At 48.7% G+C, this 20,800-nt stretch carries 17 protein-coding genes; 9 read left to right on the top strand and 8 right to left on the bottom strand.

Translation table 11 applies throughout. The features are described 5' to 3' along the window. Positions 1-855 precede the first annotated feature (855 nt). On the bottom strand, positions 856-1,782 hold the full coding sequence (locus tag ACTU3N_RS08360) for a hypothetical protein (RefSeq protein WP_443085667.1): 927 nt from the start codon (positions 1,780-1,782) through the stop codon (positions 856-858). Between the two features lie 790 nt (positions 1,783-2,572). On the opposite strand from ACTU3N_RS08360, the gene ACTU3N_RS08355 reads away from it, so the two are divergent. Next, positions 2,573-2,806, top strand: a complete 234-nt coding sequence (locus ACTU3N_RS08355; RefSeq protein ID WP_443085666.1) for a DUF2164 family protein — start codon at positions 2,573-2,575, stop codon at positions 2,804-2,806. Further along, on the top strand, positions 2,803-3,165 hold the full coding sequence (locus tag ACTU3N_RS08350) for a hypothetical protein (protein WP_443085665.1): 363 nt from the start codon (positions 2,803-2,805) through the stop codon (positions 3,163-3,165). Before ACTU3N_RS08355 ends, ACTU3N_RS08350 begins: the two co-directional genes overlap by 4 nt. A gap of 25 nt (positions 3,166-3,190) precedes the next feature. Here the strand turns inward: ACTU3N_RS08350 and ACTU3N_RS08345 are convergent, their stop codons facing one another. From ACTU3N_RS08345 to ACTU3N_RS08335, 3 genes are read right to left on the bottom strand one after another with little or no spacing between them, the layout of a single operon-like run. Further along, complete coding sequence (locus tag ACTU3N_RS08345) at positions 3,191-4,087, bottom strand: JmjC domain-containing protein (RefSeq protein WP_443085664.1); 897 nt, start codon at positions 4,085-4,087, stop codon at positions 3,191-3,193. Then, positions 4,080-5,681 (bottom strand): ATP-binding cassette domain-containing protein, encoded by a 1,602-nt coding sequence (locus ACTU3N_RS08340; protein ID WP_443085663.1) that lies wholly within the window; start codon positions 5,679-5,681, stop codon positions 4,080-4,082. Before ACTU3N_RS08340 ends, ACTU3N_RS08345 begins: the two co-directional genes overlap by 8 nt. A gap of 46 nt (positions 5,682-5,727) precedes the next feature. Then, positions 5,728-6,426, bottom strand: coding sequence for a hypothetical protein (locus tag ACTU3N_RS08335; RefSeq protein WP_443085662.1), 699 nt, complete (start codon positions 6,424-6,426; stop codon positions 5,728-5,730). Between the two features lie 347 nt (positions 6,427-6,773). Here ACTU3N_RS08335 and vapB point away from each other — a divergent pair, with 347 nt between their 5' ends. The 4 genes from vapB to ACTU3N_RS08315 all read left to right on the top strand — a co-directional run bounded on the left by vapB (position 6,774) and on the right by ACTU3N_RS08315 (position 8,182). Then, positions 6,774-7,004: a type II toxin-antitoxin system VapB family antitoxin gene (gene vapB, locus ACTU3N_RS08330; protein ID WP_107224610.1), complete on the top strand. Its 231-nt coding sequence runs from the start codon at positions 6,774-6,776 to the stop codon at positions 7,002-7,004. Further along, positions 7,001-7,417 carry a type II toxin-antitoxin system VapC family toxin gene (locus ACTU3N_RS08325; RefSeq protein ID WP_443085661.1) on the top strand — a complete coding sequence of 139 codons (417 nt, stop codon included), beginning with the start codon at positions 7,001-7,003 and terminating at the stop codon, positions 7,415-7,417. The genes vapB and ACTU3N_RS08325 overlap by 4 nt, the downstream gene beginning before the upstream one ends. 191 nt (positions 7,418-7,608) lie before the next feature. Then, positions 7,609-7,920, top strand: coding sequence for a hypothetical protein (locus ACTU3N_RS08320; RefSeq protein WP_443085660.1), 312 nt, complete (start codon positions 7,609-7,611; stop codon positions 7,918-7,920). After that, positions 7,910-8,182 carry a hypothetical protein gene (locus ACTU3N_RS08315; RefSeq protein WP_443085659.1) on the top strand — a complete coding sequence of 91 codons (273 nt, stop codon included), beginning with the start codon at positions 7,910-7,912 and terminating at the stop codon, positions 8,180-8,182. The genes ACTU3N_RS08320 and ACTU3N_RS08315 overlap by 11 nt, the downstream gene beginning before the upstream one ends. Before the next feature lie 372 nt (positions 8,183-8,554). Here the strand turns inward: ACTU3N_RS08315 and ACTU3N_RS08310 are convergent, their stop codons facing one another. Genes ACTU3N_RS08310 through ACTU3N_RS08295 form a run of 4 tightly spaced genes read right to left on the bottom strand, consistent with a single transcriptional unit; the run spans position 8,555 to position 15,740 of the window. After that, positions 8,555-11,617, bottom strand: a complete 3,063-nt coding sequence (locus tag ACTU3N_RS08310; protein WP_443085658.1) for a type I restriction endonuclease subunit R — start codon at positions 11,615-11,617, stop codon at positions 8,555-8,557. A 9-nt stretch (positions 11,618-11,626) separates the two neighbouring features. Continuing rightward, positions 11,627-12,790, bottom strand: a complete 1,164-nt coding sequence (locus ACTU3N_RS08305) for a restriction endonuclease subunit S (protein ID WP_443085657.1) — start codon at positions 12,788-12,790, stop codon at positions 11,627-11,629. Then, the gene (locus ACTU3N_RS08300; RefSeq protein WP_443085656.1) at positions 12,787-14,244 is read right to left on the bottom strand and encodes a type I restriction-modification system subunit M; all 1,458 of its coding nucleotides are present in this window, start codon (positions 14,242-14,244) and stop codon (positions 12,787-12,789) included. The genes ACTU3N_RS08305 and ACTU3N_RS08300 overlap by 4 nt, the downstream gene beginning before the upstream one ends. Further along, positions 14,241-15,740, bottom strand: a complete 1,500-nt coding sequence (locus ACTU3N_RS08295) for a type I restriction-modification system subunit M (protein WP_443085655.1) — start codon at positions 15,738-15,740, stop codon at positions 14,241-14,243. The genes ACTU3N_RS08300 and ACTU3N_RS08295 overlap by 4 nt, the downstream gene beginning before the upstream one ends. Before the next feature lie 719 nt (positions 15,741-16,459). Here ACTU3N_RS08295 and ACTU3N_RS08290 point away from each other — a divergent pair. The 3 genes from ACTU3N_RS08290 to ACTU3N_RS08280 form a co-directional block, all read left to right on the top strand. Continuing rightward, positions 16,460-17,332: an ArdC family protein gene (locus ACTU3N_RS08290; RefSeq protein ID WP_443085668.1), complete on the top strand. Its 873-nt coding sequence runs from the start codon at positions 16,460-16,462 to the stop codon at positions 17,330-17,332. Between the two features lie 401 nt (positions 17,333-17,733). Next, complete coding sequence (locus ACTU3N_RS08285; protein ID WP_443085654.1) at positions 17,734-17,919, top strand: DcrB-related protein; 186 nt, start codon at positions 17,734-17,736, stop codon at positions 17,917-17,919. A gap of 75 nt (positions 17,920-17,994) precedes the next feature. Beyond that, on the top strand, positions 17,995-20,800 hold a 2,806-nt coding region (locus ACTU3N_RS08280), incomplete at its 3' end, for a PAAR domain-containing protein (protein ID WP_443085653.1).

Genomic DNA, 20,800 nt, shown 5'->3' with positions numbered 1-20,800 from the left:
CTGGCGAAATTCGGGCGTGTGTTGCTTGCGGGGCTTGTTGCTGGTTGTGGCTGATTTGGTCATGAGCTACCTCTGGCTGAGAGTTTACTCACTTAGTCCCGTGTCCACTATTGGCGGGTAGGATCACTCCTCCCTGAAAACAGTACCTGGCATCGATATTGGGAAGGGATCACCAGGGTCACCAGTTGCTTCAGCTCGCCAGAAATTTAAATTAGAAACACATAGCGCTTTAGGCAGGCGAGAATTTTGTAGGCGAGCCTCTCAGACAAATGATAAGGTTGCTGAAGTGCCAGGCCATGGCGATTTGCCTGAGAGTGCGGATTTGATCAATGGGATTCTTTGTCGTTGAAGCTATAGCGATAGTACCACGGCCGTGAGCAAGTAGGTACAGACCAGGAGCATCAGTAAGCTTGATAGGTTTCGCTGAGCGTATGCGGGAATCAGCTAACCCAGGAGCCACTCCGTTCGTCGAACTGAAGCCCCCCAACCTGACCCCTTTTTTTCCGGATACTGAAAGATAAATCAAAACGTACCGGGAAGACTTTTAGGCTAACTTCTTAAATCAGAGATACCAGAAAGCAAAAACCCGCCACAAGGGCGGGTTCTCTGAATAGTGGTGCCCGGACTCGGTTGCATTCAGTTTTTTATTGAATTGAAACCCATCATAAAACTGTACTTTTCATCGAGTCAAGACCCGCAGACAGACCCGGATTTTTATATGGACCACAAAAGATAGGATGGTCATCAATAGAAATGCCCCCATCTTTGCGGGGGCGACATTAATCGCAGGCGAATCCCCAAATGCGTGCAGGGCTAAAAGGTTCATACCGTCTGCGCTCCTGTGGCCTCAGTCACTCAGTCATTTGCGCTGACTTTCTCGCGGCCTCCAAAAGGCGCGTTCCTGATTTCTTTAAGGTCAGATTCCCAGCCGTTGAACCAGCCATCCGGATCCTGGCCGCTAAACAGCTGCTGCAGCCATCCGGCCGTCGTGCGGTGCCGAAAATCCTGAAAATACACGGGGTGATGCTGCCCGACCACTGACCAGAAATCAAAGCTGGGTTCGCCTGGCTCCCAGTCAAACGAATTCATAGGGTAGTGCGCGCAGTGCTCTTTCAGAAATAGCATAAAGGCCAACAACTTTCCGTGACCGGTTCCGCCTGAGCCGTCCTTACATAGCTTAAACTCCGCAGTCACCGCGCCCAGTGCCATACGCCCCGTCTCAGGATGAATACGCAGGCAGAGCAACGTGCCCTCGTGGAGTCCTTTACTGATCCGGATGAACTCAAAGACATAGCGGGCATCTTCGCCGGTCGGCAAGAAGAATTCGTGATAGTCCATGCCCAGACTGACCGTCGGGAAAGGCTCCCCTTGGCCGCCCAGCAGCCAGTCGGCCGAGGCGTCAAAGTTTCGGGCTATCGCATCTGCGAGCGGAAAAGTCAGCTCCTGACACCCCTCCATAATATCCATCAGAAGGCCTGGGGAGGTATCCAGTATTCTGGCCATGCGCACCAAGTCAAATGTATTTACTGGTCTGGCTGCGGCATACTCCCGAAAATAATTATCTGCCATCAGCCGGTCAAACAGCCAGCGCAGGCGCTGGCCGGTGTCCTGCTGCCAGCGGGTGCGCTCTGATAAGAGTGGCCCGGATTGGTGGGGAGGGGGATAGGCCGCCGCCAGCGCCATACGGATCTCTCCTTCTGGCGAACGCTCATTTTTCATTGCTGACTGCTCAATACGCTGATAAAGCGCATCTTCCACGTTTCGTGCCTGAATTTTTGCCATGTCTCAACCTGAATTCCTGATAGATGCAGCGGATGATATGCCGGGGAAAATAAGCAGATGCCTTCTTTAAGTATTTTATTAAAATCATTGCATCCATTTTGACTCAATATGGATACGTATAAATATTTATGCTCCAGGTTATTATGCTAATAGTTACTAATGGAATTACTGGATGGACATTTGTCGGTGATCCGATTTTTTAACGTATTCAGGGCCTTTCGGAAGCGTACCACGGTGGAGAAATAAGCAAAGCGGCCTTTTTTGTCCCTGCACGCCATGTCACGGTGGGAGAGCAAAACACAATATCTGGTGTGGTTCTCAGATGAAACTGACGCCATATGTTGTGTCGGCAGGCGGCGGTGCGTGGGAGGGTAAAACCAGATCCGGATCTTGGGGTTTTCGGATCTTGGTAGAGAAGAGAAGCACTGATGCTTGAAATGCACTAATAGGGAAAGATTATTGCCTTTAGTAGATTATTGCTTCTTAAGCAATAAAAAATCACTTTTATGTTATAAATGTAAAATCAGGCAGCAACACATTTTGTGAGGTTATGGCACCATGACGGGCTCTGTAAAGGGAATGTACACTATTTCAGTCATGATGCCATTACGAACCTCCATCAGGGGGTTATCTATGAAGACCTGCCTGTTATAGCCTAAGCAGGAGAGATGTTTGCCGGAACCATACTGCTGTATTCTATTCTGCGGGTTCTGATATCATATAAATGCAGTCAGCAGTACAATATAACCATACAGTGAATGCGGTCCGCAGTGGAGAGGGAAATATACGTATGCCAGAATTAAACAAAGATATTTATAACGACCTTACAGAATCAATCACCTCACACATGATGGCTGAACATGACCTTCACCTTGGGCAGTTTGAATCTGAAGCCCTGCTTGACGAATTGCTCAAGAAACTCATTCCGTCTGTTTATAATATGGCTATCGACGACGCAATTCTGTCACTACGGGGTGCTGCTGAAAAAATTGAAGAGGAATTAGATCTAAGGAAAATAATATGAGCTTCAAGGCTGACTTAAATCTGATGCGTAAGGAATGGTATAACGCATTTTATACCGGAAACGCAGAACAGCTGGACTATCTTGAGACTGAATGGTTTATATCCACCAATGGCCAGAAAGTGATTTATAAGAAACACCAGTTACGTAAGGTAAGCATGCGCCCTGCAGAACAAAAGATCTTATCGTTAACGAGAAGGGAGTATGATATTGAAATTCGGGAATTCAAAGGTATTGCATGTGTATCTGGTAAAGCAGCATTAGATAACGACGACGGTACAGTGCATATCGGATTTGTTGAAAACTGGATTATGGTTAACGGAGGATGGAAACTACAGTTCGTTACTTTTGAAGAACTATAAAGGGAGGTTTCCTCCCTCTGTTAAATTAATCAAGCAATTCCAGGTTAATATGCTTATAGGCAGGAGCGTTACACTGGATTTTTAACATCGTTTCGTTAAGCTGTATATCAAACTTCTTTACTGCCTCGTTAATCAACTCCCGAAGAGCAGTATCATCCGAGAGCCTGTCTCCAAATTCAATGGGGGCGCGAACGTATTCATTACCTGATAATTCATCAAGTAAACTTCTGAATATATCCAGACGCCGGGGTCTTATTATTGTGTAGGAAACGTGAAGAGAACGCCTGGTCTGGGTTGAGACGTTATGCCAGTACCCTGCGGGGAGGTAGATTGCCTGGCCTGGCTCAACATCAAATACATAATCTGGCTCCGTTTTGGGTGCAATAAAGTCGAAGCTACGCTCATGCTCCAGAGGGTATGAATATGTCGGCTTATGTACTGTCCATCGTTTAATACCTTCAATCTGTACAGCAAGGACATCATGGTTATCAAAATGGAGGCCAAAACTGGGCGTCGGCGTAAAGGCTGCATACAGGTTGGCGCTACATGAACACTCAAGCTGAGAGCACAACCATTGCCTCATGTGATCCACTGAGTCAAAAAACGCCTGGCAACGATCAAGAACAAGCGTTGCTCCTTCGCGTAAGCATTTATATAACTGGTGTCTGTTGATGTGGGGCGTCCTGTCTCCGGACTGGCTGTAGGAATATCTGACAAACCCTCCATAGCCCCTCATTTCCGGCCAGTTATCATTGGCAAGCCTTACTCTGGGGTAATGAAGAATGTCCTTCTCCAGTGTCTTGTTTAATGCCGGCCAGCTCACCAGCCTACTGGCGTCGACACCTGTCAGTACAAAAGGCGATTTTTGAAAATGTTCGCGGCGAAATTTTTCCATAATATCGTGGCTGATGAAATTATTCACAGGCCAGCTCCTTGCTGTTGTTCATTCGTACAATACTGGTATCAGAACACGACCCCAGTAACCGCTCGTCGTGTGTTATCACCAGTACATATTTGTCTCGGGTCTCATGCGACAGATATTCACGAAAGGCATTTACTCCGGATTCATCAAACCCTTTGGTTGGCTCATCAAACACGATGAGGCTGTACGGCTTGCCATATGAGAGCATGACGCCTAACTTCTGCTTCTGGCCACCTGACAGATTACTGCCGAAACCACGGATAACATGGTCGAGCGGCTTATCGAACCCGAACCTCTTCAGCCATTCAGTGATCGCACTGAGGTGAGTGCTGTCAGAAAAGTGAGAGATATTATCCTCTACAGTGCCGGGCAGGAGCTCAATGTCCTGTGGCACATACAGTACATTTGGATACGGCAACTCAGTGCTGTCACATACATTGCCGTTTATCTCGAACAGGGTATCGCTACTGTTTCTGTTGCCGGAGAGTACCCTTCCGAAGGTTGATTTTCCTGACCCATTCGGCCCAACAAGAAACGTAACCTCACCCTTGTTCAGGGCAATGGTTGTATCAAAAAGGCCATTCCTGATGCGTACGTATGTTTTTTCCTGCTCCAGGGGCAAGGGAGACGGCCGGGTATTTGAGGGGATAATATCCTCTGTTTCGGTGCAATATAAATCAATATCAGCCCGGGCCATTTTAATCTGGCGGAAAAGAAATCCGGCCTGGTTCATTGGGAGGAATATCTGGAACAAGAAAGTAGCGACCATTACCAGACTACCGCTGGTAATATTGCCGTTTTGAATCAGCACATAGACAGAGAATAATATGATCCCACAGAAAAGAACCGACAGGAGAGCTGAGCTAATGCCGAAAAAGAAGAACTCATTACGTACCGCTACTTGTTTCGAAATATTATCGTTCACGAAGTTCATGAACCTAGCTCTGCTCTTGTCTGTGGTGTGAAATGACTTATCAACGGGCAGCAAATGCATGAGATCAAACATCCCGCCAGACACCTTTTTTGCCGTTATGGCTACCGCTCTCATCATCGGAAGTCTGCGTTGAGTCATTCTGATGACAAAATACAGGTACGTGAGCATCATCATCAGAAATTCGATTGAGATGATGTAGTTAACTGAAACTGCAATAGTGACTACTATCGTGGCCAGCTGAATTAACAGCGGTATTATGTCTGTGCATATTGTCCGGGTAAGCGTGGTGGCAGACGTAATCATACTTTCAGACACTTTGTTAATTTCGCCTGGTTTTTTTTCGCTAAAACTGTCACTCTGCGATGTCAGTATCCTGTCAATAATGTTTGCACGTAGAGTATAGCTCAGCCTGATATTTAATCTCTGTGTAAGGAACTCACATAAACTGTAGCCAAGAGGCATAAAAAATCGTATTGCAAGAAAACAGGATGAAAAAATAACCAGCATCGTTGAATCGGCCAGGGATTCTTTGTTGTCAACCACGCTTTTAATTAACAAACCAAACATGACAAACAAAGCACTGCTGGCGGCTGATATAAAAAATATGCTTATCAGCATTCCACGGCAGTAACCAAGAATATATTTTTCAATATAATTCAAAATAGTTCCTTTAAGCCCATTCACATGGGCTTTATCAGTCCATTAATCAACGCGAATTACAGGAACATCCTGCGCCACACCCTTTTCCACTGCAGCCACAAACTGATGCGGGTCCAGTCCATACGTCAATCTTCATTATTATTTTAATGAATTTATCAGCCGGCATATCAAGTAAAGGTGTGATTTTTTTTATGTACGTATCGTCAGTGGACGATATGAGTGGCTTTCTCAGGGCGTTTAAATTTTCCATGCTGTATTTAACAGCAAATTGACCATACCAGGTGGCAACGGTTTCAGCGCCTAAAGAACGCTCTATACGCTGAATCTGATTTACATATTCGTTATAACGGTAATCTCTGTAAGTTATTCCCGTCTCATTAACATGCTTTAGTTCCTTTCGCATCATGTCATTCGTGCTGGGGTAGTGATGAAGATATCCGCCAAGATATTCCTCACAGAAGCTGGTATAGGCATCTGTGAACTGAATGAATGTATGCCACATCTCGTCAATAATGGTGAACTGCTCGTGCACTTTAATGTTGAAACATTCCCTGAGAGAAGCTGAAGCAAGCCATATAAATTTCTTGGTTTCAGCGAAAATGAGTTCAGCTTCTTCCGGGCTGACATCCCATTCTTTTCTGAATTTCAGCAGTACATCAGTATTTTGATAATTCATAATTGCCTCTAGTGAGGCTACTTCGAGCGGGGAATGCAGGGAGGTACTTTTCATACTGTGTTGCAGCATCGCTAACTCCTTTAGAGATAATACAAATGATAGTAATTTACAGTATCATTTACAGGTTAATGAGTGCGTGCTTTGTAGTCAATGTGTTTTTTATTTGTTCTGCTTGTGTGACTTTGGACTGTCTTGCTGCAGGGTAAACTGATGGATCCGGGATTACCTTTTTTCGGATCTGAGCGGAAAAAGAGAGACGTCAGCATAGGTCATTCCTATTCATATGCCGCGCATCTGCATATGGTGACCCTATACATATGCAACACATCTGCCTATACTTAGCATATGCGCACACCCGGTGCCCTGAATTCATTCCGGATATGTTCCACATATCCACATCTGCTCGGGAGAGAGTTATGAGAACCGTATCCATTTTTAAAAATGGCAACAACCGCGCCATCCGTTTGCCCCGCGATCTGGATTTTGAGGGGGTGAGCGAGCTGGAAATTGTCCGGGAAGGGGACAGCATCATCCTGCGTCCCGTCCGGCCGACATGGGGTTCGTTCGCCAGCCTGGAAAAGGCTGATGCGGACTTTATGGCGGAGCGTGAGGACATTGTCAGCGACGAAGGACGGTTTGACCTGTGAACAAGACCTATATGCTCGACACGTGCATCTGCTCGTTCATCATGCGCGAGCAGCCGGAAGCCGTACTGAAGCGCCTGGAGCAGGCCGTGCTGCGTAACCACCGTATCGTAGTGTCGGCCATCACTTATGCGGAAATGCGTTTCGGCGCCACCGGCCCGAAGGCCTCGCCGCGCCACATTCAGCTGGTTGACGCGTTCTGCGCCCGCCTCGATGCCATCCTGCCCTGGGATCGCGCCGCGGTCGACGCCACTACCGACATTAAGGTGGCGCTGCGGCTGGCCGGCACGCCGATTGGTCCCAACGACACGGCGATTGCCGGGCACGCCATGGCCGCTGGCGCCGTGCTGGTGACCAATAATACGCGGGAGTTTGAGCGGGTGCCGGGACTGACAATGGAAGACTGGATAAAATAGCTGTAAATTTAATGGTATAGGAAATGGCTGAGTTGAAGATTGATAATCCGGCGCAGCGCTTGCTGGGTATTCTTGAAGAAGGTAAGCGAAATAACCCTGATCAAAATTGCCGGGCTGTGTAGAAGAAGCTGTTACACATCAATCACTATGCGGAACACCATATTCTTATCCGGCTGTGGCAGGTGATGGCATTGTCCGAGCGCATAATACAGGTGAGGGAGAACAATTTTTCATCACTACGGGGAAAATCCACACACTGGGAAGCCTGCGTGAGAACTGCTTTTACGGCGCAAAACTTTAATGAATCCTGGAATACGTTCATCCGGCATATTGATGAACGAACCCTGTATGAGTTGGGGACTCTGTCAGATTTGTTTGAAACGCGCGGCGCACATTCAACAATCGACACGAATGAAATTGATTCCGTGCTGAACAGAATCACGGAGCTTCGCGAGGAGATACGTCATTCTGAGCTGCCGTCAGCTGAAAACAATGTTACTTAAGCAGCTGACACAGATACAGGAAGCGCTTGAGTCATATTTTATTTCGGGTGTCGAATCTGTTATGGATGCGGTACAGTCCACGCCCGGACTTGCCGTCATCGCGCCTGAGTATAAGGAAGAAATCAAATCGGGTTCAGGAAGCCAGTTTGGCGACAGAATTTCCGCTCTGCTCGGAGATGTTGCCAATGTCGTGACCGTAGCCGGTGCACTACCCGCGCTTCCTGCTGCAATTCAGTCAGCACTCAGCCTCCTGAGTAAGTAACTCCTGCCGCTGACGCCCTTAATTAAGGGTGTTCCATGTAGGAGGCAGTTTGGATATCGAAAATTATTGTACGTTAAGGCTGTTTTTTAACCATGTTAGCCTTTGAAAAGGTACCTGAAGGCGAATCCTTCTGTCCTAAATTCAGGGCCCGACTAGCCGGGCCTTTTTACATCCGGCTTTGCTGTCGGTGTGCAGATCAATGAAAGCCACACCTCGGACTCGGTTGCATTCAGTTTTTTATTGAATTGAAACCCATCATAAAACTGTACTTTTCATCGAGTCAAGACCCGCAGATAGCCCCATTTTTTGATTGAATATCAAAACTATATCCCTAAGTCTGGATTGGGTACTGAGTCAATCAATTGAGCAATATTAATAATGTTCCTGTATATACCCATAAGCCTTCTGGAATAATTCTTTATCTTTTCCTAAGCCAAACTGTGCGAGAGTCAGCAATAATGCCTTTTGGATTTCACGCGGGCCGCTGTTGGAAGTTTGCCAGCCATCAAAGCGGGTGGCTTTGACGATTTTATCGATTTGCTCAACGACATCACCAATTAACTTAGGAGTAGTCTCCGGGCGGGTTTCCAGAAAAAGCTTCGTTAGTGCTTGTTTATTATCCGCTTCAGTTACTGGGCGCTCGCCCGTTTCGCGCTCGGCTTGAACGGTATCTTTCGCAGCATCCAATAGACCTTTCAACCAGTCGATAGCCTTGATAACACCAGCTTCATAGTCCTGACGCAGTTTTTCCAGACGCTCACCCAATGCCACAAATTTAGGATCATGGCTACCACGCAAACGCCCCATAAGATCAATCTCTAAGCGTTTGGCGCGTTGTTCCTGTTCTTTAGCGGTCAGGGTAAAAATGGCGTGCTCATCCATGATCAACTCGTCGATGTCATCACGAATACGATTGATATCAGTATGCTCATGGATCATCTTGATAGTTTCAGGACCAAGCGCAGCCCAAACAAGCGCACCTGTCTGGCCAACTGGCCGTACCGATTCATAAATTTCCGCTAGCCACTTATAGTCCTGACGATACGGGCTTAAGAAAGGATCTGGGTTAATGGCCGACCATAGCTTGGATAACACCCCAAAGCTGGCAGCAAATTCATCACGTTTCTCGTTGGTTGGCAGGCATTCTTGCGCAGCCATAATGCCTTCAAAACCTTCTACAGAACGATCCACACCAGGGAAGAAGGACAGACATTTATTCAGTTGTAACGGCAATAACTCTTTAAATGCCTCAATTCCTTCTACAACCCCTTCAATTTCTTCAGGATTATAGGCCAGAGCGGTACGCAGATTTTCGAAAACGCCGAGATAGTCGATAATTAATCCCATGTCCTTGCGTACATCATCGGTTTCGTACAACCGGTTGGTTCGGCACATGGCCTGAAGAAGAGTATGATCGCGTAGAGGCTTATCGAGGTACATACAGTAGCAAATTGGTGCATCAAAGCCCGTAAGCAGCTTGGCGGTAACGATGATAAGCTGTAACGGATGCACAGGATCTTTAAAGCACTCAATCAGATCCTTCTGTACCTGCTCTTCCGCATCAATGTGCTGCCAGCGTTCGAAATCGGCTTGTTTAACAGGTAGCTCCAATTCGTCATGCCATTTGAGCCAGTCCTTGTTAAGCTTATCTTTTTTACCACCCTCTTCAGCTTTAACCGGAGCCTGGTCAACGTTCATAACCACTTCAACCGCATCAAAACCAAGCTTTTCCCTAAGCAGGTAATACATCTGTACGCAGGCTTCGCGATCGTATACCACAACCATGCCTTTCATCTTTTTCGGCATAACATGGCTGGTAAAATGCTCAACAATATCATTACTCACCGCAGCCATACGTCTGGGAGATTTCAGCATAATAGCCAGCTTGCCGGCACGTCTGGACAATGCTGCCTTTTCTTCTTCATCCAGGTTGTTTTCGGTAGCCAGTTGCTCGAACTCTTCGTTTATAGCATCACGATCCACTCGGAGTTCAGCCAGCCGAGGTTCGAACTTCACCGGGTTAGTCGCGCCATCCCGGATCGACTGCTTATAGCTATAGCGGCTCATATAGCGACCTGGATCTTCTTCGGCACCGAACAACTTGAATGTATTACGATCAATGCCAGAAATCGGAGTACCAGTCAGGCCATAGAAGTGGGCATTCGGCAACGCCCAGCGCATTTTCTCGCCTAACCCACCTTCCTGGGTACGGTGAGCTTCGTCAACCAACACAATGATGTTGTCACGGTTGTTCAGGCCATTGGGGTTGCTATCGTCAATTTCGATATCTTTAAATTTAAAGATGGTGGTGATTAAAATGCCACGGCTGTCTTGCTCAATATATTGGCCCAACTTTTTGCAGCTTTGCACTTTAATCAGATTCTTAACGTCGGCTCCACCAAAAGTTTCATTAATTTGGCTGTCCAGATCTCGCCGGTCCACAACGATAAGTACCGTTGGGTTTTTTAACGCATTATCGGCACGCAGCATTTTAGCAGCGTAAAGCATCAACAAGGATTTACCCGATCCCTGGAAATGCCAAATCAGACCTTTTTTTGGATAGCCTCTGCGAACACGTTCAACGATTTGTTTTGCTGCTTCAAATTGCGGGTAACGCGGCAGGATTTTAACGCGTTTAGGCGGAGTATTTTTGCCCGTTTTGACGGTTGAAAATAATGCAAAAGATTCCAATAACTGCAATAAGGTTTGTGGATTTAACAAACTCTCACAGCTGTTGAGTACCGACGCCAAGCCCGGCAGAATCTCATCACGAAGCTCAGTATTATGCCAGGGCCCCCAGTCTTTAACTCGGGCATTAATTGCACCATAGGCAAAGGTTTTACCTTCGCTGGCAAAACACAACAAGTTAGGGACAAAGAAAGATTCAACATTTTTCCAATAGTACTTTTTGCCACCCATGAAGTCAGCGGCACCGTCTTGCCAGGTCACGCTGGGGCGCGTGGCAGTTTTAACTTCGCCCACTACCAGTGGTATACCATTCACATACAGGACAATATCAAAATAGACTTCAGTGGCCGCGATATAGTGCACCTGCTGTGCCACCACAAAGTGGTTGTTCTCTATATTGTCAAAATCAATCAGATTGATGGTGATATGGTCGCCATTCTCGCCAAAGGGCAAGGTTTTTTCAGCCATCAACCATTCCTGGAAGTTTTCATTGGCCTTTACCAAACCGGTATGACGGGCTTCTAAAACCACTCCTCGCAGTTTGTAAATGACCTCATCGGCATAGTCAGGCTGTCTGCCGATATCAGGGTTTAACGAACAAAGCGCGTCTTTTAGCCACTCATCAACGAAGATATCCTGCGCTTGTTTAGGCAGGTTTTCACCGTGGCAGTAAGTCCACTTGACTCCGCTTAAACCTTTTAAACGGTCGATAATTCCATTTTCTGTGACGGTTTGTTCGTTAAACATAAATCCCTCTCAACAAATTAAGTTATTTATCAATCGCTGATAGATGGTTTTAAGATGCAGATGTTTCTCCAGCAAGGTTTCTTCAGCTGACTCAATTAAATTAAATTTATCAACGCACTTTTTCTGCACAGCAATCGGAATTTTGGGAAGCTTAATCCCCAATATTCCTTTTTGATTAATCTTATATGTACCATTAGTGGTTTGTGCTATTGCATCAATTTGTTTTCTAACCACCGCCGAATTCCAAACATATACAAAAAACTCAGGAATGAATATACTAGTATCAACTTCAAGTTTTATTAAAATATCAGGATAGATATATCCTGGAATATCATTCTCAGCCCTTCCACATACACCAACAAGATCTCTATTACCATTACCACGAACGATAAAAACATCGTCTTTTTTAATACGGTAATTATCTTGTATATCATCAGGAATAAATACTTTCTTCTTATGCTCTTGTTTTATATTTATAATTCCGGATCTCACTGCAGATATAGAGAAGCTCCAATAATTTGATTTATAGGCATCCTCTAATGGTGAATAACCATTTTTTAGATCTGAGTTCGAAAAATTCTTAATAGAAACAGAACATTCCTTATCTTCTGTAATAACAGAATTTATTAATGCGGCTTTAAGATGTGAGTAATGCTCTACAAGATCTTCCGTTAAATGAATACATTCCACAACCTTTTCTAATATTTTTATTAAACGTTCCTGCTCTCGCACAGAAGGCAAGCTAAACTCGAAGCGTTTTAAATCAATCCATTTAGTAAAAAGATTTGTTGAACCAACCGCAACAGATTCTGCATAGGCATGAAATAACTCTGACTGCATTATATGAGGAAGAAGGCCATCATAAAATTCCTTTGAAGTTTTTTGATTTAATATTAATGTGGTATTTGCAGCAACCCCTTCAAAATCTGCAATAGCACCTTTTTTTAGCCTTGGATTCCTTGTCATGTACAAAAAATCCCCAGGTAAAAAATGTCGAAAGAATGTTGGGCCTGCATCCATCAGGCTACCCTTCCGAATAAATCTTAGGGATTCACTATCAAAATCCTCCCCTCTTATACACCATTGAATATGACTTTCCATGAACGTCGGAAGTTTTCGTTTAACTTCGAAAGCTAGATCACCAAGGCGATAATTTTTTTTCGCTATACTCATTTCAACAACTCAAACAATTTTCTGTGGACATGATTTAATCTTCCCTTCGTGCCATGCCATTGTTCTATCAAATTATAGGTAGACATTTTTTCTTCTTCACAAGAGCTAGCTTTAATGTATAGAGGAATTGATAGACTGTAGCCATTTTGAGCTATCTCCTCTATATCTACACATCTCGATAATTCATTCCCCACATCAATATCTTCATATAACTCGAGTATCTCAGATATATTTTCTTCGCTAAGAAAAGTTTTTGAATTTGATGTCTGATATAGTTTTGCCGCATTAACAAAATGTATCTTGTTTTTTAATTTGAATGGCTTATTTGCACGTAAAATTACAATGCAGGACTCCATGGGAGAATTATAAAATAGGTTCGGCCCCAAACCAATCACCGCTTCAATTATGTCCGATTCAATCACCTGTTTACGAATGGCTTGTTCAGAATCACGGAACAGAACACCGTGTGGCCAGAGCATGGCAGCGCGACCGGTATCAGGCTTCAGGCTTTTGATAATATGTGTGTAAAACGCATAATCAGCACAACCCTGCGGTGGCACGCCATAGAGATTACGCCCATATGGATCAGCAGCAAACTTGTCGCGGTTCCATTTCTTGATGGAGTACGGCGGGTTGGCAAAAATCACATCAAACTGCTTAAGCCGATCGTTTTCAATAAATTTGGGCTCAGCCAGAGTATCACCGCGCAGCACATCAAACTCTTCAATATCGTGCAGAAACATATTCATACGGGCGATAGCGGAAGTCAGCAGGTTCACTTCCTGGCCATAAAGGTGCACAGAGCGCCACTCTTCCCCTCTTGAACGAAGATCCATCACTGCATTTAGCAACATCCCTCCAGTGCCGCATGTTGGATCATAGGCAGTTTCACCCGGTTTTAAGCCCATAATGCGCGTCATTAAATGCACGACTGTTCTGTTGGTATAAAACTCTGCTGCCGTATGACCGGAATCATCAGCGAACTTTTTAATCAGGTATTCGTAGGCTTCACCAAGATCATCCTGGGCGACAGATTTAATGCCTAGCGGAATTTTACTAAAGTGTTCAATCAGGTCAGCCAGCAGATGATCGGGCAGGCGCTCTTTGTTGGTCCACTGCGCATCACCAAAAACGCCGTGTAAACGTGGATTATTGGCTTCGATTAAGCGCAGTGCATTTTGAATAGCCTCGCCAATATTTTTACTGGTATTGCGAACCTTTTCCCAACTTGCTTCAGAGGGAATGTTGAAACGGTGAAACATCGGCATAGCGGCATATTCGGCATCGCCTTCATGGAGCTCCATCGCTTCGTTAAATTCTTCCAAATAGACATCTGACAGGCGTTTATAAAACAGCAAGGGGAAGACATACTGCTTGTAGTCTGATGCGTCGATTTGGCCCCTAAGAAACTCAGCAGCTCCCCAAAGCAACTCTTCCAGCTTTTTATTACTCATACCTCGAACCCTTCTTTGATAAGCAGGGCTTCCAACTCCTCTTCTGCTTTTTCCAGCTCAGCCAGCTTCCGTTGAAAATCTTTGAGCGCCTCTTCCACAGTGATGGTTTCTTCTTCGAGTGGCTTTTGCACATAACGAGCAATATTTAGATTGAAGTCATTTTCTTCAATCTCCTTCAGAGGTACCCAGCGCGCAACGCCTTCGATTTCTTTTGCATCCGGCCCCTGTTGCGCCTGGTTTTGATAGATTTGGTATATGTCATCGGCCTGCTTGTTGGACAGCGTATTCTGCGCACGCCCTTTGGTATAGATTTCTTCCGCATTGATGATCAAAACATGATCTCTATGCGCTGCCGGGCGAGATTTACGCAGCACTAAAATACAAGCAGGAATACCAGTGCCGTAGAACAGGTTGGAAGCGACACCAATAATCGACACAATGCGATTTTCTTGCAGCAATTTGGTTCGAATTGTCTGCTCAGCTCCACCACGAAACAGCACACCATGAGGTAATACGACAGCCATACGCCCATTGTCGTTAAGTGAAGCAAACATATGCTGCACCCAAGCAAAATCACCGTTTGTTTTCGGTGCCAGGCCATATTGTTTACGACCATAGGGATCGTTCGACCACAGATCGTATCCCCATTCCTTTAAGCTAAACGGTGGGTTGGCAACAACGCAATCGAAAGTTTCTAAACGATCGCTTTGTAAAAACTTAGGTTCCCGTAGCGTATCACCCCGAACAATATCGAAATCTTCCTGACCGTGCAGGAACAGGTTCATCCGTGCAATGGCTTCTGTTGTCAGGTTTTTTTCCTGACCTTTGATTTTTAAAAGGCGCGGGTCTCCGCCGTTTTCTTTCACATGATGAATGGTTTCGAGCAGCATCCCGCCGGTACCACAAGCGGGATCGTAAACGCTTTCACCAGTTTTTGGATCGAGAATGTTAACCATCAAGCGAACGATAGTACGTGGGGTGTAGAACTCACCGGCTTTTTTGTTCGCTTTGTCTGCAAATCGTTTGATCAGATACTCGTATGCGCGGCCCATATCATCATCGCGGACACTTGTAACGCCCAGATTCACCTTATTGAAGTGATTAAGTAGCGTAGCCAGTAACTCATCAGAAAGACGTTCTTTATTGGTCCAACTAGCATCCCCAAAAATGCCATGTAGTTTAGGGTTTACAAGTTCTATACCACGGAAGGAGTCTTTTAAGGCCTGACCGATGTCTTTGGTCTCGGCGAAAACATCGCGCCAATGACAATTTTCAGGTATCTGAATACGGTGAAACATCTTGCCTTTGGCAAGCTCTGTATCTCCAACACTCTCCATAGCCTCAGCAAACTCTTCGTCGTACACATCACAAATGCGCTTGAAGAACAGGATTGGAAAAATGTACGTTTTGTAATCTGATGCATCGATAGGCCCGGTGATGATATGGGCTGCATGCCAAAGATGGGCCTCGAGATCTTTTAAGTTAATCAGTGTCATTAATTTTTCTCTGTACGATTCTGCGAAGCAGGAACCTTTTGCAGTAAATCGTGTATTTCACAGTCAAAAAGCACGCAAAGTCTCTTCAATGCCGTCAGGCCAATCTACTGAGCAGTCTGTTTAGAAAACGAAGTGATGTTATTACGACTAAGGCTGATTTTTCTGACCACATGAGTATGTATTCCTGCAGTGCGCTCATGAGCCGAACGGAGGGCAACAGAGCATAACTGTCCTTATTGTTGTGTATTACGATGCCAATTTTACACTCGAACCTTTTATCAGACGAACGTTTTCAAAACGAATGATATTCATTCCTACGTAAAGCATAAATGCTACGTCACAGAGATGTGTCTGACTCAAGACTCTGCTCCACTGAGAAAGAATAACACTACATACATCCCAACCCCCAACCCCAAACCCCATTTCACCGCTGCGGAGCAAGGGGCGCTAAGTCTGTCTATGCAGTGTCAGATTTTTTCTCCCGTGTGCCTTTCGTTCCCCGTATCTGCTTCCGGTTAATCGTTTCCCGGCACAACCTGTCCCGCAAGGGTAAATGGCACGCCTGCAGCGCCCTTGCGTGACAGAACGATGCCGGGAAAGCGAACCGTCAGGCGATACGAAGACGAAAATCACACACTGACGGAGAAAAAATCATGACTATTTCACTGCATACCTAGACCAGCGCCCCTGACACCGCAGCGGCGACCAGCGTATCCCCGCTGGACCAGTCAGGCTCCTCAAAAACGAAATTTTCCAGAGCCGATATTTACCAGACGGTCACCGACAGCATTGTGGCCGCACTGGAAGCCGGGGTTAAGCCGTGGGCGTGCCCATGGGAGCGGGTGCCTGGTATGTCCGGCTTGCCCTCAAATTACGCTACCGGCGTCGCTTACAGCGGAATGAATATCATGCTGCTCTGGTACAGTGCGTCGAAACAGGGATTTGGTGATTCCTGCTGGATGACATACAAACAGGCGCAGGCAGCAGGGGCACAGGTTCGCAGGGGCGAACACGGCACAACAGCGATTTTTTATACCACCCTGGAAAAAGAAAACGATGCCGGTGGAGTTGAGCATATCCCGATGTTAAAAACGTTTACGGTTTTCAATATCGATCAGATCGATGGTTTGCCGCTGGCGACTGAAACGCCTTGCCCATCCGCTAAGTTCGATCCGTTACCGCAGGCTGAGAATCTCTTTCGCAGCAGCGGGGCGAACATTATTGAAAAAGGGCAAAACGCTTTTTTTCGACCCTCGACAGATGAGATCTATTTACCTGCCCGCCATCTGTTTGCTGATGCTGCTAATTTTTATGCGACAGGCCTGCATGAGCGGGTCCACTGGAGCGGTGCAAAAAGCCGTCTGAACCGCGAAATGAAAGGGAAGTTTGGCAGTGAGGATTATACGTTTGAAGAGCTGATCGCCGGGCTGGGAAGCGCTTTTCTGATGGCGGATCTGGCAATAGAAGGCGAGGTTCAGCACGAGAGTTATATTGCTTCCTGGCTGAAGGCACTGAAAAACGATAAACGTTACATTTTTAAAGCGGCCAGCGCAGCGTCAAAAGCGCATCGTTATCTGATGGATAAAATCTGAACGAGGAAAGGGAAACTGCAAAGCTTCGCAGTTTCCCGCCTGGGTTAATCTTAGGCTATCTGTCAGAGGTGACGCATAAAGTACATGAATGATAAAAGCGCGCCCGTTCCGGCGAATGCTGCGCCAGAACGGGCGAGGCCACTGGCATGGCCTGAAAACCAGAAGTCTTAAACGGATTTAGCAGGTGAATCAGAGGCCACCCTCTTCCGTGAATCACCGGGCCGGAACATTTGCGGTATGTATCGCTTACGGTTCTCCAGTGACTTTTTTCGAAAACTGGCGGGCAGTTACGCCACTACCGGCTCATTACCGGAGGGGAGAAAACGCATTCCCGCGTCTGGTTTTTCACCAGATCGTATGAGAAAATTCCCTTTTCTGAATCCCGTGACAGGACGCACTTTATGTCAGAACCCGCTCAGCCCTGCCTGTTTACCGAAGGGCAGGTGACCCTTCCTGAAAGCTACCAGGACCGCACGGTCAATGTGTTCACTCCGCCCGGCGCGGATGCCCCGGCGTTCAATATCNGGTGTTTAACCCGTCCGCTGACCGGATTCTGGTGTTCACGATGTCCGCGACCCGGGCTTTAGGGGACGCCGACAGCGTACTGCTGCGCTCACTGCTGCAGAGTTTCCGTTTCCACGCCTGACAATAAGGATAGTGTGATGTTTGAAGCTGCCCGCCTCGGGGACGATATCGGCCACTCCGGCGCGCTTGCCGGGATGATTGCCGGAACGATTGTCGGCGGCCTGATTGCCGCTGTCGGCGGTATCGCCGCCGGTGCCCTGATGATTGCAGGCATCGGGGCGTCGTGTCTGGGCGTCGGTGTGCTGCTTGTCGGCGCGAGCCTCGCGGTGGGTTATTACACCGGGGAACTCGCCACCGCCGCGCGGGACAGCGTCGCGGAGGCGGGGGCGGCGAAGATGACGAAAAAAGGCGTCATTACCACCGGCTCGCACAACGTCTTTATCAACGGTAAGCCTGCCGCCATCGCCACAGACAGCATGGTGGAGTGCGATGATGACGGCTCACAGCAGATGGCCGAAGGCTCGTCGCGGGTGTATATCAACGGCCTGCCCGCCGCGCGCCTCGGTGACCGCACCACCTGTGATGCAAAAGTCATGACCGGCTCCGGCAATGTGTTTATCGGCGGTGAGCCGGAGCAGACCCTGCCCATCCAGCCTGAAGTACCCGAATGGCTGTACAAAGTTTCTGACCTGACCCTGCTGTTTGCCGGGCTGGCAGGCGGCTGGGGCGGACTGGCCGGGAAGCCAGGCGCGGTGGGGAAACTGCTGGCGAAACTGCCGGGTATCAGCAAAATCGGCCGCATCGCCTGCCGCTTCGGCACGCTGATGACCGCCACGGCGGCAGCAGGAATTATCGCCCGCCCGGTGGATATCGTCAGCGGGCAGAAGTTTCTCAGCGGCGACGATGAGCTGGACTTTGTGCTGTCATCGCGTTTACCCGTGCGCTGGCAGCGCTACTGGCGCAGCGGCAACCCGGGTGACAGCGTGCTGGGGCGCGGCTGGAACCTGTTCTGGGAAACCCGCCTTGAGCGTTACCAGGACGGCCTGGTGTGGCGTGCCCCGACAGGGGACTACATCTCCTTCCCGCTGGTGCCGAAAGGCATGCGTACATACTGCGAAGCGGAAAAGCGCTGGCTGGAGCACCATCAGGACGATACCTGGTCAGTGTATGATATCAGCGGCGAGCGCTGGCACTACGCACCCCTTCATGAAGATTCGCCGTCCCTGCTGCAGCGCCTCTCCGAGCCCTGCGGCAGCGATATTCTGTTCGAATGGAACGACGACCACACCCTGCATGCCCTGACCGACAGCGCCGGGCAGCGGGTGGTCTGCCGCTATGACGGCGACCGCCTGACGGGCGCCTGGCTGGATGACGAAATCTGTCTCGTCAGTTACGCTTACGATGACAGGCGGCAGCTGGTGGCGGTGACGGGCCGGGGCGGTAGCGTGCGCCGCCACTTTAGCTGGCAGGAGGACGGCCTGATGCGCGCCCATGAGGACGCGAACGGGCTGGTGAGCGAATACCGCTGGCAGGAGATTGCCGGGCTGCCGCGCGTCACGGCGTTCCGTCACAGCGGCGGCGAGCAGCTCACTTTTGAGTACGATTTTGACAACGGCACGCGCCGTGCCATCCGCGATGACGGGGCGCAGGCGCACTGGCTGATTGACGACGATGACAACGTCGCCGCCTTCACGGATTTCGACGGCCGGAAAACTGCCTTTATTTACCGCAACGGCGAGCTGTGTGATGTCATCCTGCCGGGCGGTGCCCTGCGCCAGTCCTCATGGGATAAATACGGGCGCATGACGCAGGAGACCGACCCGGCAGGGCGGCGCACGCAGTACCACTGGTTCCGCCTGACCGACCGTATCACCCGCACGGACTATCCGGACGGCACGTCAGAGCAGAGCCTGTACGACCTTAAAGGCCGCCTGCTGTCGGAAACCGACGCCGCAGGCAACACCACCACGTACCACTACCCGGATGATGAAGAACCGCTGCCGGACAGCATCACCGATGCCACCGGCGGCGTGGTGCGGCTGGTGTGGAACCGCCAGGGACTGCTTATACAGAGGACTGACTGTTCCGGCAGCGTCACCCGCTTCAGCTATGACCGCTTCGGGCAGTTAATCAGCAGCGAGGACGCGGAAGGCAATGTCACCCGTCGCGAATGGAACGCTGCCGGGCAGCTCACCACCGTCATTCACCCGGACGGCAGCCGCGAGACGCTGCAGTGGAACGAACGCGGCCAGCTTGCCGCCTGGCGCGACCCGCTGGAAAGCGAGGTGCGCTGGAATTACAACCCGCTCGGCCTGCCGGTGAGCCTCACCGACCGTATCGGGCGCACCCGCCGCTGGCATTATGACCCGCGCGGTAACCTGCTGCGACTCGAAAACGGCAACGGCGGGGAGTACCGCTTCACGTATGACGAGACCGGACACCCGACGAGCGAAACGCGCCCGGACGACACCTCCCGGCAGATGGAGTGGGATGTACGTGGCTTCCTGAGCGTGCTTCAGGAGAACGGCCGGCCTGCCGCAGACGGCGGTATTGCCCGGCGTATACAACAGTTCACTCATGACGACAGCGGCCTGCTGACCGGGCGCAGCACCCGGCATGCGGCGTACCTCTATGACCATGACCGCAGTGGCCGGGTTACGCGGATAGTCCGGACCCCGACCGCTGACGGTGTTACACTGGGTCTCGAAACTGACGAAATTACCTTCATCCGTGACGAGGCAGGCCGCCTGGTGAGCGAGTCCGGGGTTAACGGCGAACTCAGCTATGCATGGGACGCACTCGGTAACCTGACGAATCTCACGCTTCCCGGCGGGCAGCAGATGGTCTGGCTGCATTACGGCTCCGGCCACGTCAGCGCCATCCGCTTCGGTCAGCAACTGGTCACCGAGTTCACCCGCGACCGCCTGCACCGGGAACTCCGCC

Origin of the sequence: Vagococcus sp. WN89Y, assembly GCF_052220145.1 — a bacterium.
Taxonomy (GTDB): Bacteria; Pseudomonadota; Gammaproteobacteria; order Enterobacterales; family Enterobacteriaceae; genus Kosakonia.
Note: the sequence above shows the minus strand (reverse complement) of the source record. Positions and strands in the feature narration are given on the sequence as shown.

Excerpts from the sequence above, each read along its gene's own strand:
- ACTU3N_RS08360 (WP_443085667.1), bottom strand. The coding sequence starts at position 1,782 with ATGGCAAAAATTCAGGCACGAAACGTGGAAGATGCGCTTTATCAGCGT.
- ACTU3N_RS08355 (WP_443085666.1), top strand. The coding sequence starts at position 2,573 with ATGCCAGAATTAAACAAAGATATTTATAACGACCTTACAGAATCAATC.
- ACTU3N_RS08350 (WP_443085665.1), top strand. The coding sequence starts at position 2,803 with ATGAGCTTCAAGGCTGACTTAAATCTGATGCGTAAGGAATGGTATAAC.
- ACTU3N_RS08335 (WP_443085662.1), bottom strand. The coding sequence starts at position 6,426 with ATGCTGCAACACAGTATGAAAAGTACCTCCCTGCATTCCCCGCTCGAA.
- vapB (WP_107224610.1), top strand. The coding sequence starts at position 6,774 with ATGAGAACCGTATCCATTTTTAAAAATGGCAACAACCGCGCCATCCGT.
- ACTU3N_RS08315 (WP_443085659.1), top strand. The coding sequence starts at position 7,910 with ATGTTACTTAAGCAGCTGACACAGATACAGGAAGCGCTTGAGTCATAT.
- ACTU3N_RS08310 (WP_443085658.1), bottom strand. The coding sequence starts at position 11,617 with ATGTTTAACGAACAAACCGTCACAGAAAATGGAATTATCGACCGTTTA.
- ACTU3N_RS08305 (WP_443085657.1), bottom strand. The coding sequence starts at position 12,790 with ATGAGTATAGCGAAAAAAAATTATCGCCTTGGTGATCTAGCTTTCGAA.
- ACTU3N_RS08300 (WP_443085656.1), bottom strand. The coding sequence starts at position 14,244 with ATGAGTAATAAAAAGCTGGAAGAGTTGCTTTGGGGAGCTGCTGAGTTT.
- ACTU3N_RS08295 (WP_443085655.1), bottom strand. The coding sequence starts at position 15,740 with ATGACACTGATTAACTTAAAAGATCTCGAGGCCCATCTTTGGCATGCA.